Source organism: Streptomyces sp. SYP-A7185, from assembly GCF_046103685.1.
Classification (GTDB): domain Bacteria; phylum Actinomycetota; class Actinomycetes; order Streptomycetales; family Streptomycetaceae; genus Streptomyces.
Genome location: NZ_CP122310.1, coordinates 7,361,836 through 7,376,682 on the forward strand (window position 1 = coordinate 7,361,836; position 14,847 = coordinate 7,376,682).

A 14,847-nucleotide genomic window follows, 5' to 3' on the forward strand; every position below is an offset into this window, starting at 1 on the left:
TCATCACCATGCCCGCGTGCTCACGCGGAGTGCCCGCCGTCGACCACCAGTTCCGAGCCGGTGATGAACGCGGCCTCCTCACCGGCGAGATGGGCGACGAGCGAGGCCACCTCGTCGGCCGTGCCGAAGCGGGCCAGCGCGTTCGCCGCCTTCTGCGGCTCGGCGAACGGCCCGTCGGCCGGGTTCATGTCCGTGTCGACCGCGCCCGGGTGGACCACGTTCACGGTGATCCCGCGCCCGGCGAGCTCCCGTGCCAGGGGCCTGGTCATGCCGGCCAGCGCCGCCTTGCTCATGGCGTACAGCGTGCTGCCGCCCGCGCCCGCGTACCGGGTGAGCGCCGTTCCGGTGGAGATGATGCGGCCTCCGTCGGCCAGGCGCCCGGCGGCGGCCTGTGAGGCCAGGAAGACCGACCGCACGTTGATGTCGAGCACGCGGTCGACGTCGGCGAGCGTCAGGTCCCCGACGGGGCCGAGGACGCCGATGCCCGCGTTGTTCACCAGGATGTCCAGACGGCCCAGATCGTCCGCCGCGCGCTCCACCGCGCCCGCCGCGTCACCGGGGTCCGCCGCGTCCGCCCTGATGGCGAACCCGCGCCGCCCCGCCGACTCGATCTGGGCGACGACGTCCAGCGCGGCCGCCTCCCGCGTGACGTACGTGATCGCGACGTCGGCTCCCTCCCGGGCGAGCCGCAGGGCGATCGCCGCACCGATGCCGCGGCTGCCGCCGGTGACGAGAGCGGTCTTGCCGGTCAGAGAAGACATGGTCCTGAACCCCATTCGCGTGTGTTGCCGGGTGGTTATGTCACGTCATGCGCGAGAAGTGCTTGCGGGTTCAATGAAAGCGAGTGGCCGACGCCGGGGCTGGCGGGAAATGGACGCCGCTCTCGGGGGCCGTTCTCCGCCGCTCTTCGCCGCTTTCCGGGGCCGATCCCCGGTGCCGCTCTCTTCCCGGCGCGATCTTTGCCGGATACGGTGATCGACCGACCACGTGAGAGCCGCCGAAGTCTCCACACCCCCGCATCCGTTGGAGACCGCGCCCCGTGTCGACGCTCGCCGCTCCCGCCGCGCCCGCAGCGCGCCGCGCCTGGCTCACCGATCTGCCCGTCCTGCTCGTGGCCATGGTCTGGGGCGCCAGCTATCTCGCCGCGAAGGGCATCACGACCACCCACACGGTCGTCGCGGTCCTGGTGCTGCGGTTCGCCGTCGTGCTGCCCGCGCTCGTGGTGGCCGGCCGGCGTGGCCTGCGCGCCCTGACCGCGCCGCAGTGGCGCGGGGCGACGGTGCTCGGCCTGATCCTGAGCGGGATCTTCCTCCTGGAGACATACGGCGTCGTGCGCACCTCGGCGACCAACGCGGGTCTCATCATCAGCCTCACCATGATCTTCACCCCGCTCGCCGAGGCCGCGGTGACCCGCGAGAGGCCGCCGCGCGCCTTCCTCGCGGCGGCCGGGCTCTCCGTGCTCGGCGTGGTCCTGCTGACCCAGGGCGGCGGCTTCACGCGGCCCTCGGCAGGCGACGGCCTGATCCTGCTCGCGGCGCTCGCCCGCACCGCGCACGTCCTCGCGATGTCCCGCCTCAAGGCGCTCCGGGGCACCGGCGACACCCACGCGCTCGCGCTCACCACCGTCCAACTGGGCACCGCCGTCGGCGTCTTCGCGGTGCTCGCCGCCGCGGGCGCGGGGGCGTCGCCGTGGTCCGTCGCGGCGGACTTCGGGGCGCGCGAGTGGGCCGGCCTCGTCTTCCTCTCGGTGTTCTGCACGCTCTTCGCCTTCTTCGTGCAGATATGGGCGGTCCGCAGGACCTCCCCCTCGCGGGTGAGCCTGCTGCTCGGCACGGAGCCGCTGTGGGCGGCGGCGGTGGGGATCGCGCTGGGCGGGGAACGGCTGGGAGCGGTGGGTCTGGTGGGAGGTGTGCTGGTGCTGGTGGGGACCAGCTGGGGCCGCGGCGTGCGGTGATACCTTCCGTGGTCGATCCACCGGGGGAGCACATGAACGCGTACTTCGAGCAGGAATTCGCCACGAGCGCCCAGCGGCGGCGTGCCTGGGGCGGCGCGCTGCTCGGCGTGTCCTGCCTCATCTGGTGCGTGCTGGCCTACCAGCTCCTGATGCCGTTCGGCGACGGGGACGACGAGTACTCCGACGGCCGGGAGTGCCAGTCGATGGTGTTCTACGAGGGTGAGGACCCGACCTGGGCGGAAGCCACCTGGGACGACTGCCGCGCACAGCGCCGGTGGCCCGAGATGCTCGGCTGGCTCGGCCTCTCCGTGCCGCTCTCGGTGGGCGGCGCGGTGCTCTACACCAGCGGGTCCACCAGCCTGCGGATGCGGGAGTACATGGCGGAGCACCGCATCGCCGCCCAGGACGCGGCCCGCGAGAGCTGACGGCAGCGGACCGGGTCACTCGGTTAACTCCCGGAAAATTCACCGCACTTGACGTTGACAGCACAACCTCTACGCGCGTCACACTGGTCGCATGCGAATCCCCCCACGAATCGTGAGCGTCACCGCCCTGGCCGCCGCCCTGCTCGTCGGCGGTCCCGTCGCCGCCTCCGCGAGCGCGGTCCCGGACCACCACGCCCCCGTGTCGGCGGCGTACTCCGTCACCGCCGTCGGCGACATCTGCTACTCCGCGCTGCCCGCCCAGGCGCACGACACCCTGGACCTGATCGAGGCGGGCGGCCCCTACCCGTACCCGCAGGACGGCACCGTCTTCCAGAACAGGGAAGGCGTCCTGCCCTCCCAGGGCTCCGGCTACTACCACGAGTACACCGTGGTCACCCCGGGCTCGCCGGACCGCGGCGCGCGGCGCATCGTGACCGGTGAGGAGACCAAGGAGGACTACTACACCGCCGACCACTATGCGTCCTTCGACCTGGTCGACCACACCTGCTGAGCCCGGACCGGGCGGGTACCGGTCAGCGCCCCTTCCGGCTCTCCGCGACGGCGAACAGCGCGAGCGCCAGCACGATCAGCGTGACGCCCGCGTAGACCTCGTAACCGTCGAGGAAGCCGATCCGCCGCACGAGGCCCCAGCCGCGCAGACCGCCGGTGAGCCCGTGCACCAGGGCGGCCACGCCCTGGATCAGGAGAAGGACGCCGAAGACCTCAAGTACCCGCTTCATGCCGAAGAGCCTCGCCCCGCGGACCCCCCACGCACATCGGCCACGGGGCGAGGCCTCTTCCTCTCGGGCCCCGCCGAAAGTCTCCGCCCGCGTGACTTTGGTAGGGGATCGTGCCCGGACCGCGCCCGGCGGCCCCGGCAGTGCGTAGATTTGTCGACCATGAGCGGCAATGAGACTCCGGCTGTTCCCTCCGTGCCCTCGGCGGGCCCCGGGTCCTCGGCACCTTCGGCGCCCCTGGCCAGGCGCCCCTGGGCGCTGCCCTCGGCCGTCGCCGCCGAGATCGACCCGGACCACGGGGCGCGTGCCGGCCGGAGCGGGCGCAGGCCCCGGCGGACCGTGCGCGACTGGCTGGTCGACTTCGCCTGCTTCTTCGTGGCCGTCGGCATCGGCCTGCTGGGCGCGGACGCCGTCGGCGACAACCCGAACGTCTCGCCCGGCTTCGCGGAGGCCGACCAGATCATCGGCGCGCTCGCCTGCGCCGCCGTCTGGCTGCGCAGGCGCTGGCCGGTCGGCCTGGCCATCGCCATGGTGCTGGTCAGCGTGGTCTCCGACACCGCGGGCGGCGCGGCCGCCGTGGCCCTGTTCACGCTCGCGGTGCACCGGCCCTTCCGGTACGTGGGCTGGATCGGCGGAGCCTCGATCTGCCTGATGCCGGTCATCTACTGGCTGCGGCCCGACGCCGACCTGCCCTTCCTGGTCGCGGCTCTCCTCGGGGTGCTGATCAACGCCACCGTCATCGGCTGGGGCATGTTCGTGCGCTCGCGCCGCCAGCTCCTGCTGAGCCTGCGCGACCGCGCGATCCGCGCCGAGAACGAGGCCACGCTCCGCGCCGAGCAGGCCCAGCGCCTGGCCCGCGAGTCCATCGCCCGCGAGATGCACGACGTGCTCGCCCACCGCCTCACCCTGCTCAGCGTGCACGCGGGCGCCCTGGAGTTCCGCCCGGACGCGCCCCGGCAGGAGATCGCCCGCGCCGCGGGCGTCATCCGCGAGAGCGCGCACGAGGCGCTTCAGGACCTGCGCGAGGTGATCGGGGTCCTGCGCGGCGGCGGTGACGGCGACGCCTCCGGCCGGCCGCAGCCCACCCTCGCCGCCCTGGAGACGCTGGTCGCCGAGTCGCGCGACGCGGGCATGAAGGTCGCACTGGACCACCGCGTCACCGAACCGGCCGCCGTGCCCGCCGCCGTCGGCCGCACCGCCTACCGCATCGCCCAGGAAGGCCTGACCAACGCCCGCAAGCACGCCCCCGGCGCCGAGGTCACCGTCCTGGTGTCCGGCGCCCCGGGCGAGGGCCTCACCCTGTCGGTGCGCAACCCGCCGCCGCCCGGCGACGTGCCGAAGGTCCCCGGCTCCGGGCAGGGCCTGATCGGCCTCACGGAACGGGCCACGCTGGCGGGCGGCCGCATCGAGCACGGGGCCGCGGACGACGGCGGCTTCCGCGTCGACGCCTGGCTGCCGTGGGACTCATCCCCGGCTCGCGGCGCCGATCTGTGAGCGGAGCAGGGCGGCCACGGCGTCCGTCTCGTCGTTGAGGTAGAAGTGACCGCCGGGGAAGACCCGCACGTCGAACTCCCGGGTGGTGTGTTCGCCCCAGACCCGGACCTCCTCGGGCGGGGCCATCGGGTCGTCGGCGCCGGCCAGCGCGAACACCGGGCAGTCCAGGCGCTTGCCGTCGGTGTGCCGGTAGGTCTCCACGGCCCGGTAGTCGGCACGGAGCACCGGCAGGATCAGCTGGCGCAGGCCGGGGTCGGCCAGGAGCCGGCCGTCGGTGCCCGCCAGGCTCGCCACCTGCCGGAGCAGGCCCTCGTCGTCCCGCAGGTGCACCCTCATCTCGCGGTGCAGCGAGGGGGCCCGGCGCGCCGAGGGGAAGAGGGCCAGGGGGGCGGTGCCGTCGGACGCGAGCCGCAGGGCCACCTCGTAGGCCACGACCGCGCCCATGCTGTGGCCGAAGAGCGCAAGGGGCTTGCCGGTCCACGGCCGCAGCGCCTGGTACGCCCCGTCGGCGAGGGCGGCGATGCTCTCCAGGGGCGGCTCCGCGACGCGGTCCTGGCGGCCCGGGTACTGCACCGAAAGGACGTCGATGCCGGGGGCGAGGAGCTGCGTGAGACCGTGGAAGGCGCTGGCCGAACCGCCCGCGTGCGGAAAGCAGACCAGGCGGCACGGTGCGTCCGCCGCCGGTCTGAAGCGCCGTATCCAGGAATCCGCACCGCTCCGGTCGCTTTTCGGTCCACCGCTCACGGCGCACCCCCCCTTCCGTTCGGCGGGACACCCCCGCTTGCCGTTCACGACGATCGGACGTGCAGGCCCGCGCCGACACCGCCCCGGCGCATCGTATCGGGGTGCTCCCCGGGCTCAAGTGCCCATGACCGGAACGGCAGTTGACCGGAAGTCTGGCCCTGCCCCGCCGGGCCCGGGAGTGCCCTGCCGGGCGGGCGCGACCGGAGGTCCGGAGATCTCGTTACTGTGGCCCCATGAACCCGATCCGCGTGCTTCTCGTCGACGACGATCCGCTGGTCCGCGCCGGTCTGTCCTTCATGATGGGCGGCGCGGACGACATCGAGATCGTGGGCGAGGCGGCGGACGGCTCCCAGGTGGCCCCGCTGGTCGGCGAACTGCGTCCCGACGTCGTCCTGATGGACATCCGCATGCCCACGATGGACGGCCTCGCGGCGACGGAGGCCCTCCGCAAGCGGCCCGACGCCCCCGAGGTCATCGTCCTGACGACCTTCCACGCCGACGAACAGGTCCTGCGGGCCCTGCGGGCCGGGGCGGCCGGGTTCGTCCTCAAGGACACCCCGCCCGCCGAGATCGTCGCGGCGGTACGGGCGGTCGCCGCGGGGGAGCCGGTGCTCTCCCCCACGGTGACGCAGCAGCTGATCACGCAGGTGACCGAGGTGGACCCCCAACAGGGCCGCCGAGAGCGGGCGTTGGCGCGGCTCGCGCTGCTGGGGGAGCGGGAACGGGAGGTCGCGGTCGCGGTCGGCCGGGGCGCGTCGAACGCGGACATCGCGGCCGAGCTCTACCTGAGCGTGGCCACCGTCAAGGCCCACGTGTCCCGCGTCCTGACGAAGCTGGACCTCAACAACCGCGTGCAGATCGCGCTGCTGGTACATGACGCGGGGTTGCTGGACGGGGTGGAGTAGGGGTCAGGCCCCGGCGATTTCCGCCACCGGCACCAAACGCCGTTCCCGCCGGGACAGTTCGCACGCCTCGGCGATCCGCAGTGCCTCCAGGGCCTCCCGGCCGTCGCAGGGGTTGGCCCGCTCGCCGCGGACGACGTCCACGAACGCCGCCAGCTCCGCCTCGTACGCGGGGGTGAACCGCTCCAGGAAGCCGGGCCACGGCTTGCCGGGCGACGGCGGGCCCGCCGGCTCCACGGAGGTCAGGGGCGTGCGGTCGTCGAAGCCGACCGCGATCTGGTCGTCCTCCCCGGCCAGCTCCATCCGTACGTCATAGCCCGCGCCGTTGACCCGCGTGGCCGTCGCCGTGGCGAGCGTGCCGTCGTCGAGGGTGAGGACCGCCGCCGCCGTGTCGACGTCGCCCGCGTCACGGAACATCGAGGGCCCGGCGTCCGACCCGGTCGCGTACACCTCCGTCACCTCACGGCCCGTCACCCACCGCAGCATGTCGAAGTCGTGGACCAGACAGTCGCGGTAGAGCCCGCCGGAGAGCGGGAGGTAGGCGGCCGGCGGCGGCGCCGGGTCCGACGTCATCGCCCGGACCGTGTGCAGCCGCCCGAGCCGCCCCGACCGCACGGTCTCGCGCGCCGCCACGTACCCCGCGTCGAACCGGCGCTGGAAGCCGAGCTGGAGCACCGTGCCTGCGGCCTCGACCTCCCTGAGCGCGGCGAGCGTGCCGGGCAGGTCGAGGGCGACGGGCTTCTCGCAGAAGACCGGCAGACCGGCGCGCGCCGCCTTGCCGATCAGCTCGGCGTGCGCGGAGGTCGCCGCGGTGATCACCACCGCGTCCACCGCACCGGACCGCCCGCTCCCCGTGAACACGTCGTCCACCGAGGACGCCGACGCGACGCCGATCCGCGCCGCGAGCCCCGCCGCACGCCCGGCGTCGGCGTCCGCGACGACCAGCGAATCCACCTCGGGATGCCGCTGGAGGGCCGCTGAGTGAAATGTGCCGATACGACCCGTTCCGATCAGTCCGATGCGCATGGACCCACCCTCGCCACGCGCCGCGATCCTGTCAATCCTTTGTCCGGACAACAGAACTTCAGAACTTCCCGTCATCATTCCCTGCGACTACGCTCGCCCCGTGCCCACATCAGCCGACAAACCAGCCGTGGACCCGATCGTCTCGCTCCAGCTCGGCGTCGACCGCAGCAGCCCGGTCCCGCTGTACTTCCAGCTGTCCCAGCAGCTGGAGGCGGCGATCGAGCGCGGCGCCCTCACACCGGGCACCCTGCTCGGCAACGAGATCGAGCTCGCGCACCGCCTCGGCCTGTCCCGGCCGACCGTCCGCCAGGCCATCCAGTCGCTCGTCGACAAAGGGCTGCTCGTGCGCCGCAGGGGCATCGGCACCCAGGTCGTGCACAGCCAGGTCAAGCGCCCGCTCGAACTCAGCAGCCTCTACGACGACCTGGAAGCCGCGGGCCAGCGCCCCGAGACCCGCGTCCTGCGCAACATCGTCGAGCCCGCGTCCGCGGAGGTCGCCGCCGCGCTCGGCGTCAAGGAGGGGGACGAGGTCCATCTGGTCGAGCGGCTGCGCCTGGCCCACGGCGAGCCCATGGCCCGGCTCCGCAACCACATCCCGCCCGGGCTCCTCGACCTCGACGGCGCACGGCTGGAGGCCACCGGGCTCTACCGCCTGATGCGGGCCGCGGGCATCACCCTGCACAGCGCCCGCCAGTCCGTGGGCGCCCGTGCGGCCACCCCCGAGGAGGGCGAGCGGCTGGGCGAGCCCGCGGGGGCCCCGCTGCTCACGATGCAGCGCACGACCTTCGACGACACCGGCCGCGCGGTCGAGTTCGGCTCGCACGTCTACCGGGCCTCGCGCTACTCCTTCGAGTTCCAGCTCCTCGTACGGCCTTGAGGCCGGTTCCCCGGAGTGGTCCGGTGAGCGGGGCCGACCCGGCGGAGCCGCGGACGTCCCGGCTCCGCCGTGCGGCGGGTCACTTGCCCGCGGACTTCGCCGCCTCGGCCTCGGTGGTGGCACCCGCCGTGCTGAGCGTGCCGCCCGCGGTCTCCAGGTGGGCCCGTACGAACCACTGGAACTGCTCGAGCGCCCGCAGCTGCTCGATCAGCAGATCCTCGGTGGCGGGGTCGATGGGCCCCACCGTCTTGATGGCCGCGCGCACGTCCTGGATGACGCCGGTGTAGACGAGGTCGAGGGCGCCGAGGTGGGCGATGGCGTCGGCGCGGCCCACGCTGTAGTCCTCCCAGGTGCGCTCCTTGACCAGGGCGCCCGGGGTGCCGTGGGCGACGCCGCCCAGGGCGGCGAGGCGCTCGGCCGCGTCGTCGGCCAGGTCGCGGACCCGGTCGACCTGCGGGTCGAGCATCTGGTGCACGGCGATGAAGTGCGGGCCGACCACGTTCCAGTGCACGTGCTTCAGCGTCAGGTGGAGGTCGTTGAGCGCGTGCAGCCGCTGCTGGAGCAGCTCGATGACGGTGCCGGCGTCCTGCACCGTGATGCCGGGAACGGTGTACTTGGGGGTGGACTCGGAAGTCAAGGTCGTGCCTCCTGTCGCGTTATGTCCCGTATGGGGTTGCGGCCTTCTGGTGCCCCGTTCGGCTCCGGTCATGCGGACCCGGCGGAGAAAGGCGACCGTATGGACCGATTTGTTTTGATCGCCTCGGGGATGTTTGCCGGGCCGGCGAGCGGTCACCTGGAGGGCAGCACAAGATGTCGATGCCAGGGAGCGTGAGCGGAATGAGCGCCAACGAGAAGGCCAAGGCCAAGACCGAGCAGGCCACCGGAGCGGCGAAGAAGGCCGCCGGACGCGCCGTGGGCAACGAACGCCTCACCGCCGAGGGCCACGCCGAGCAGAAGAAGGGCGACGCCCGGCAGGCGAAGGAGAAGACCAAGGACATCGGCAAGCGCTGATCGGTCACGGCACCGATCGCCTGCGCCACTGTTGGGGCGGCCCCGTTCTCGGGGCCGCCCCGACGGCGTTGCGGCCCCCTCGGAGGGCCCACCCCGGGCACCGACTCGGACGCCGACGCAGGCATCGACTCGGACGCCCACGCAGGCATCGACTCGGACACCGCCCCGGGCACCGACTCGTACACCGCCGCAGATACCAACTCGCCAACGGTCGTCAGAATGTTCTGACAAAGCCATTGACGCTGCCTCACGGCCGCCGCTAGAACTCCCCCAGCCGCATTCGGGCGGCCGGGAGAAGAGGTGGTCCCACCATGCGTACAGCCCGCACGGCAGCAGCTCTCATAGCGGCGATCGCGCTCACGGCGGGGTGCAGCAGCTCCGGCGGCAAGGACGACGAGGACAAGTCGGGCGACGGCGGGGGAGGCGGCAAGGGCGTGAACACGCCCCGCCTCAAGATCGCGATGGTCACGCACTCCGGCGAGGGCGACACCTTCTGGGACATCGTCCAGAGCGGCGCCAAGCAGGCGGCCCGCAAGGATAACGTCGAGTTCCTCTACTCCAACGACAAGGAAGCCAAGGGGCAGGCCGAGCTCGTCCAGTCGGCGATCGACAAGAAGGTCGACGGGATCGTCGTGACCCTGGCCAAGCCCGAGGCGATGAAGACGGTCCTCGGCAAGGCCGAGGCCGCCGGGATACCGGTCGTCACGATCAACTCAGGCGGTGAGTTCTCCGCCGAGTTCGGCGCCCTGAGCCATATCGGCCAGGACGAGTCCGTGGCGGGCGAGGCCGTCGGCGACGAGCTGAGCGAGCGCGGCAAGAAGAAGGTGCTCTGCGTCATCCACGAACAGGGCAACGTCTCCCTGGAGCAGCGCTGCGCGGGCGTCAAGAAGACCCTCAAGGGCTCGGTCGAGAACCTGAACGTCGAGGGGACCAACGCGCCCGGCGCCCAGTCCTCCATCAGTGCGAAACTCCAGGCGACCAAGGACATCGACGCGGTCGTCACCCTCGGCGCGCCCATCGCCGCCCTCTCGGTGAAGGCCAAGGAGGACTCCGGGAGCAAGGCGGAGGTCGCCACCTTCGACCTGAACGCCGAGGTCGTCAAGCGCCTCAAGGCCAAGGAGGTCGGCTTCGCCGTCGACCAGCAGCCCTACCTCCAGGGCTACCTCGCCATCGACGAGCTGTGGCTCCACAAGACCAACGCGAACGTCCTCGGCGGCGGCAAGCCCGTCCTCACCGGCCCCGCGATCGTCACCGAGAAGGACGTGCCGAAGCTGGAGAAGTACACCGCCCGCGGTACCCGATGAACACATGCGTGATCCGCGTGACCGATACTTGGGCGGCCGGGGCCGGGCATCCGGACCGGCCTCACCGAGGAGCAGAGCTAGAAGGGCACGGCGTCGTGGCAAGGGTTCAGACAGGGGTACGTGCGGTGGGCGCCGTGCTGGTCGCGGTGCTCGGGGTATCCCTCGCGGGGTGCAGCAGCACCGGCGGCAAGCGGGCCGAGGACGCGCGAAAGGCGGCGACGGCACAGGGCAAGGCCGCGGTGAGCACGCCGCGGTGGACGTTCGGCATGGTGACCCACTCGGGTGACGGCGACACGTTCTGGGACATTGTCCAAGAGGGCGCCGAAGAGGCGGCCCGCAAGGACAACATCAAGTTCCTGTACTCCCACAACGCCGAGGCCCAGCAGCAGGCCCAGCTGGTGGACTCGTACATCGACAAGAAGGTCGACGGCATCATCGTCAGCCTCGCCAAGCCCGACGCGATGAAGGGCGCCCTGGCCCGCGCGAAGAAGGCCGGCATCCCGGTGATCACCGTGAACTCCGGCTCCGCGGAGTCCAAGGAGTTCGGCGCGCTCACCCACATCGGCCAGGACGAGACGATCGCGGGCGAGGCCGTCGGCGAGGAGCTCAACAAGCGCGGCAAGAAGAAGGCGCTCTGCATCCTGCACGAGCAGGGCAACGTCGGGCACGAGCAGCGCTGCGAGGGCGCCGACAAGACCTTCGACGGCAAGATGCAGAACCTGTACGTGACCGGCACGAACATGCCCGACGTGCAGTCCTCCATCGAGGCCAGGCTCCAGTCCGACAAGTCCATCGACTCGGTCGTCACGCTGGGCGCGCCCTTCGCGGACACCGCGGTGAAGGCCGCCGACAGCGCCGGGAGCAAGGCCGAGGTCGACACCTTCGACCTGAACGAGAAGGTGGCGGCCGGCCTGAAGGACGGCACGCTCGGCTTCGCCGTCGACCAGCAGCCCTACCTCCAGGGTTACGAGGCCGTGGACCTGCTCTGGCTCTACAAGTACAACGACGACGTGCTCGGCGGCGGCAAGCCGGTGCTCACCGGCCCGCAGATCATCACCAAGGACCAGGCCGCCAAGCTGGAGGAATACGCGAAGCGAGGGACGCGATGACAGCGACCGCACCCGCGCCGGCGCCTTCGCCGGACACCAAGACCGACGAGCGCCTCCTGAAGGCGTCGCCGCTGAAGAAACTGATGGGTCGCCCGGAGCTCGGCTCCGTCGTCGGCGCCATCGCCGTCTTCATCTTCTTCGCGGTCGCCGCCGACAGCTTCCTCCAGGCCAGCAGCCTCGCCACGGTGCTCTACGCGGCATCGACGCTCGGCATCATGGCGGTGCCGGTGGCGCTGTTGATGATCGGCGGCGAGTTCGACCTGTCGGCGGGCGTCATGGTGACGTCCTCCGCGCTGATCTCGTCGATGTTCAGCTACCAGATGACGGCGAACGTCTGGGTCGGCGTGCTCGTCTCGCTCCTGGTCACGCTCGCGATCGGCGTCTTCAACGGCGTGATGCTGACGCGCACCGACCCGCCCAGCTTCATCATCACGCTCGGCACGTTCCTGATGCTGACCGGCATGAACCTCGGCTTCACCAAGCTGATCAGCGGCACGGTCTCGACGAAGTCGATCTCCGACATGGAGGGCTTCACCTCCGCCAAGGACGTCTTCGCCTCGACGATCACCATCGGCGGCGTCGACTTCAAGATCACGATCCTCTGGTGGCTCGGCCTGATCGCGGTCGCCACCTGGATCCTGCTCCGCACCCGCGTCGGCAACTGGATCTTCGCGGTCGGCGGCGGCGAGGACGCGGCCCGCGCGGTCGGCGTCCCGGTCGCCGCGACCAAGATCGGCCTCTACATGGGCGTCGCCTTCGGCGCCTGGATCTCGGGCCAGCACCTGCTCTTCTCGTACGACGTCGTCCAGTCGGGCGAGGGTGTCGGCAACGAACTGATCTACATCATCGCGGCCGTCATCGGCGGCTGTCTGATCACCGGCGGATACGGCTCGGCGGTCGGCGCGGCCGTGGGCGCGCTGATCTTCGGCATGGTCAGCAAGGGCATCGTGTTCGCCGAGTGGAACCCCGACTGGTTCAAGTTCTTCCTCGGAGTGATGCTGCTCCTGGCGACCCTGCTCAACCACTGGGTCCGCAAGCGCGCGGAGGCGACGAAGTGAGCACCGAATCCACCGCCGTCGCCGACGCCGTGCCGGGTCCCGACCGGACCCCGCTCGTCGAGCTCGACGACGTCAGCAAGTACTACGGCAACATCCGCGCCCTCGAAGGGGTCACCCTGGAGGTCCACGCGGGTGAGATCTCCTGCGTCCTCGGCGACAACGGCGCGGGCAAGTCGACCCTCATCAAGATCATCGCGGGGCTGCACCGGCACGACGCGGGAGAGTTCCGCATCGACGGCGAGGACGCGAAGCTGGGCTCGCCGCGCGAGGCACTGGACCGCGGCATCGCCACGGTCTACCAGGACCTCGCCGTGGTCCCGCTGATGCCGGTCTGGCGCAACTTCTTCCTCGGCTCCGAGCCGACGAAGGGCGTGGGCCCCTTCAAGCGCCTGGACGTCGACCTCATGCGCGAGACGACCCGCGCGGAGCTGCTCCGCATGGGCATCGACCTGCGCGACGTCGACCAGCCCATCGGCACCCTCTCGGGCGGCGAGCGCCAGTGCGTGGCGATCGCGCGGGCCGTCTACTTCGGCGCCAAGGTCCTGGTCCTCGACGAGCCGACGGCGGCGCTGGGCGTCAAGCAGTCGGGCGTCGTCCTGAAGTACGTCGCGGCGGCGCGGGACGCGGGCCTCGGAGTGGTCTTGATCACCCACAACCCGCACCACGCGTACCTGGTCGGCAACCGCTTCGTCCTCCTCAAGCGCGGCACGATGTTCGGCAGCTACGCGCGCGACGAGGTCACCCTGGACGAACTGACCCGCCAGATGGCGGGCGGCTCGGAACTGGACGACTTGCGTCACGAACTGGAGAAGCGCTGACCAAAGCCCCGCCAGGGGCGCGGGGAACTGCGCGACAAGCCACGAACAAGCCGCAGTCGCGTCTGCTCGGTCACCCGGCAGACGCGACTGCGGCATTTCTGTGGTCGCTCGCGCAGTTCCCCGCGCCCCTGGCGGGGGCACCCCGAGTGGCGGGGCGCACCCCCGGGCTCCGGGGGCACCCCGGGTCCGTCGTGCGCGCCCCCGCGAGAGTGAGGCAGAATCGCCGCAATGAGCACCTACCGCGACCTCGCGCACCGCGGCTCCGCCCGAGCCACCGTCCTGCGGACCGTGGGCACGCGTGAGCGCCGATCACATCTGACGGCACCCCGTGTGCCCACCGTCGGCATCGACATCGGCGGCACGAAGGTGATGGCGGGAGTCGTCGACGCCGACGGGAACATCCTGGAGACCCTCCGTACGGAGACCCCGGACAAGTCCAAGAGCCCCAAGGTCGTCGAGGACACCATCGTCGAGCTGGTCCTCGACCTCTCCGACCGGCACGACGTGCACGCGGTGGGCATCGGCGCGGCGGGCTGGGTCGACGCGGACCGCAACCGCGTCCTGTTCGCCCCGCACCTGTCCTGGCGCAACGAACCCCTGCGCGACCGCATCTCGGGCCGCCTCGCGGTCCCCGTGCTCGTCGACAACGACGCGAACACCGCCGCGTGGGCGGAGTGGCGCTTCGGCGCGGCCCGCGGCGAGGACCACCTGGTCATGATCACGCTCGGTACCGGCATCGGCGGCGCGATCCTGGAGGACGGCCAGGTCAAGCGCGGCAAGTTCGGCGTGGCCGGCGAGTTCGGCCATATGCAGGTCGTTCCCGGCGGCCACCGCTGCCCGTGCGGCAACCGCGGCTGCTGGGAGCAGTACAGCTCCGGAAACGCGCTGGTCAGGGAGGCCCGCGAGCTCGCCGCAGCCGACTCCCCGGTCGCGTACGGGATCATCGAGCGGGTCAAGGGCAACATCCCCGACATCACGGGACCGCTGATCACCGAGCTGGCCCGCGACGGCGACGCGATGTGCGTGGAGCTGCTCCAGGACATCGGCCAGTGGCTCGGCGTCGGCATCGCGAACCTCGCGGCGGCCCTCGACCCGTCCTGCTTCGTGATCGGCGGCGGTGTCTCGGCCGCCGACGACCTGCTGATCGGCCCGGCCCGCGACGCCTTCCGCCGCCAGCTGACGGGGCGCGGCTACCGCCCCGAGGCCCGTATCGCCCGTGCCCAGCTGGGCCCCGAGGCGGGCATGGTGGGCGCCGCCGACCTGGCACGCCTGGTGGCCCGCCGCTTCCGGCGGGCCAACCGCCGCCGCGTCGAGCGCCACGAACGCTACGAGCGCTACGTGGAAGCGCGCCGGACCAACGACCGCACCTCTCAGGGAACCCAGTAAGT

17 protein-coding genes are annotated in these 14,847 nt (G+C 71.7%); 12 read left to right on the plus strand and 5 right to left on the minus strand.

Annotated features, from left to right (window positions below; translation table 11 throughout):
- Positions 1 to 20: 20 nt before the first annotated feature.
- Positions 21 to 761 (minus strand): SDR family NAD(P)-dependent oxidoreductase, encoded by a 741-nt coding sequence (locus QBL25_RS32270; protein WP_409060473.1) that lies wholly within the window; start codon positions 759 to 761, stop codon positions 21 to 23.
- Positions 762 to 1,039: 278 nt separating this feature from the next.
- Here QBL25_RS32270 and QBL25_RS32275 point away from each other — a divergent pair, with 278 nt between their 5' ends.
- The 3 genes from QBL25_RS32275 to QBL25_RS32285 all read left to right on the plus strand — a co-directional run bounded on the left by QBL25_RS32275 (position 1,040) and on the right by QBL25_RS32285 (position 2,890).
- Positions 1,040 to 1,954: a DMT family transporter gene (locus QBL25_RS32275; protein WP_409060474.1), complete on the plus strand. Its 915-nt coding sequence runs from the start codon at positions 1,040 to 1,042 to the stop codon at positions 1,952 to 1,954.
- Between the two features lie 32 nt (positions 1,955 to 1,986).
- Entirely contained in the window at positions 1,987 to 2,379 is a 393-nt protein-coding gene (locus tag QBL25_RS32280; protein WP_409060475.1) for a hypothetical protein, read from the plus strand.
- 91 nt (positions 2,380 to 2,470) lie between these two features.
- Positions 2,471 to 2,890, plus strand: a complete 420-nt coding sequence (locus tag QBL25_RS32285; protein ID WP_409060476.1) for a ribonuclease domain-containing protein — start codon at positions 2,471 to 2,473, stop codon at positions 2,888 to 2,890.
- A gap of 22 nt (positions 2,891 to 2,912) precedes the next feature.
- Here the strand turns inward: QBL25_RS32285 and QBL25_RS32290 are convergent, their stop codons facing one another.
- Complete coding sequence (locus QBL25_RS32290; RefSeq protein WP_409060477.1) at positions 2,913 to 3,119, minus strand: hypothetical protein; 207 nt, start codon at positions 3,117 to 3,119, stop codon at positions 2,913 to 2,915.
- Positions 3,120 to 3,269: 150 nt separating this feature from the next.
- On the opposite strand from QBL25_RS32290, the gene QBL25_RS32295 reads away from it, so the two are divergent.
- The gene (locus tag QBL25_RS32295; protein WP_409060478.1) at positions 3,270 to 4,610 is read left to right on the plus strand and encodes a sensor histidine kinase; all 1,341 of its coding nucleotides are present in this window, start codon (positions 3,270 to 3,272) and stop codon (positions 4,608 to 4,610) included.
- Here the strand turns inward: QBL25_RS32295 and QBL25_RS32300 are convergent.
- Positions 4,581 to 5,354, minus strand: coding sequence for a thioesterase II family protein (locus QBL25_RS32300; protein ID WP_409060479.1), 774 nt, complete (start codon positions 5,352 to 5,354; stop codon positions 4,581 to 4,583). The two genes, QBL25_RS32295 and QBL25_RS32300, sit on opposite strands and share 30 nt — an antisense overlap.
- A gap of 233 nt (positions 5,355 to 5,587) precedes the next feature.
- On the opposite strand from QBL25_RS32300, the gene QBL25_RS32305 reads away from it, so the two are divergent.
- A complete protein-coding gene (locus QBL25_RS32305; protein ID WP_409060480.1) occupies positions 5,588 to 6,259 on the plus strand; it encodes a response regulator in 672 nt (223 codons plus the stop codon).
- A gap of 3 nt (positions 6,260 to 6,262) precedes the next feature.
- Here the strand turns inward: QBL25_RS32305 and QBL25_RS32310 are convergent, their stop codons facing one another.
- A complete protein-coding gene (locus QBL25_RS32310) occupies positions 6,263 to 7,282 on the minus strand; it encodes a Gfo/Idh/MocA family oxidoreductase (protein ID WP_409060481.1) in 1,020 nt (339 codons plus the stop codon).
- A gap of 127 nt (positions 7,283 to 7,409) precedes the next feature.
- Here QBL25_RS32310 and QBL25_RS32315 point away from each other — a divergent pair, with 127 nt between their 5' ends.
- Positions 7,410 to 8,159: a GntR family transcriptional regulator gene (locus QBL25_RS32315; RefSeq protein WP_409062846.1), complete on the plus strand. Its 750-nt coding sequence runs from the start codon at positions 7,410 to 7,412 to the stop codon at positions 8,157 to 8,159.
- A 79-nt stretch (positions 8,160 to 8,238) separates the two neighbouring features.
- Here QBL25_RS32315 and QBL25_RS32320 read toward each other — a convergent pair whose 3' ends face one another.
- Positions 8,239 to 8,796 carry a Dps family protein gene (locus tag QBL25_RS32320; protein ID WP_409060482.1) on the minus strand — a complete coding sequence of 186 codons (558 nt, stop codon included), beginning with the start codon at positions 8,794 to 8,796 and terminating at the stop codon, positions 8,239 to 8,241.
- A 200-nt stretch (positions 8,797 to 8,996) separates the two neighbouring features.
- Here QBL25_RS32320 and QBL25_RS32325 point away from each other — a divergent pair, with 200 nt between their 5' ends.
- The 6 genes from QBL25_RS32325 to QBL25_RS32350 all read left to right on the plus strand — a co-directional run bounded on the left by QBL25_RS32325 (position 8,997) and on the right by QBL25_RS32350 (position 14,845).
- Complete coding sequence (locus QBL25_RS32325) at positions 8,997 to 9,170, plus strand: CsbD family protein (protein ID WP_409060483.1); 174 nt, start codon at positions 8,997 to 8,999, stop codon at positions 9,168 to 9,170.
- A 311-nt stretch (positions 9,171 to 9,481) separates the two neighbouring features.
- On the plus strand, positions 9,482 to 10,474 hold the full coding sequence (locus QBL25_RS32330) for a sugar ABC transporter substrate-binding protein (protein ID WP_409060484.1): 993 nt from the start codon (positions 9,482 to 9,484) through the stop codon (positions 10,472 to 10,474).
- Between the two features lie 95 nt (positions 10,475 to 10,569).
- The gene (locus tag QBL25_RS32335; RefSeq protein ID WP_409060485.1) at positions 10,570 to 11,583 is read left to right on the plus strand and encodes a sugar ABC transporter substrate-binding protein; all 1,014 of its coding nucleotides are present in this window, start codon (positions 10,570 to 10,572) and stop codon (positions 11,581 to 11,583) included.
- Positions 11,580 to 12,641: an ABC transporter permease gene (locus QBL25_RS32340; protein WP_409060486.1), complete on the plus strand. Its 1,062-nt coding sequence runs from the start codon at positions 11,580 to 11,582 to the stop codon at positions 12,639 to 12,641. Before QBL25_RS32335 ends, QBL25_RS32340 begins: the two co-directional genes overlap by 4 nt.
- Complete coding sequence (locus QBL25_RS32345) at positions 12,638 to 13,459, plus strand: ATP-binding cassette domain-containing protein (protein ID WP_409060487.1); 822 nt, start codon at positions 12,638 to 12,640, stop codon at positions 13,457 to 13,459. The genes QBL25_RS32340 and QBL25_RS32345 overlap by 4 nt, the downstream gene beginning before the upstream one ends.
- Positions 13,460 to 13,687: 228 nt before the next feature.
- Positions 13,688 to 14,845: an ROK family glucokinase gene (locus tag QBL25_RS32350; protein WP_160508012.1), complete on the plus strand. Its 1,158-nt coding sequence runs from the start codon at positions 13,688 to 13,690 to the stop codon at positions 14,843 to 14,845.
- Positions 14,846 to 14,847: the final 2 nt, after the last annotated feature.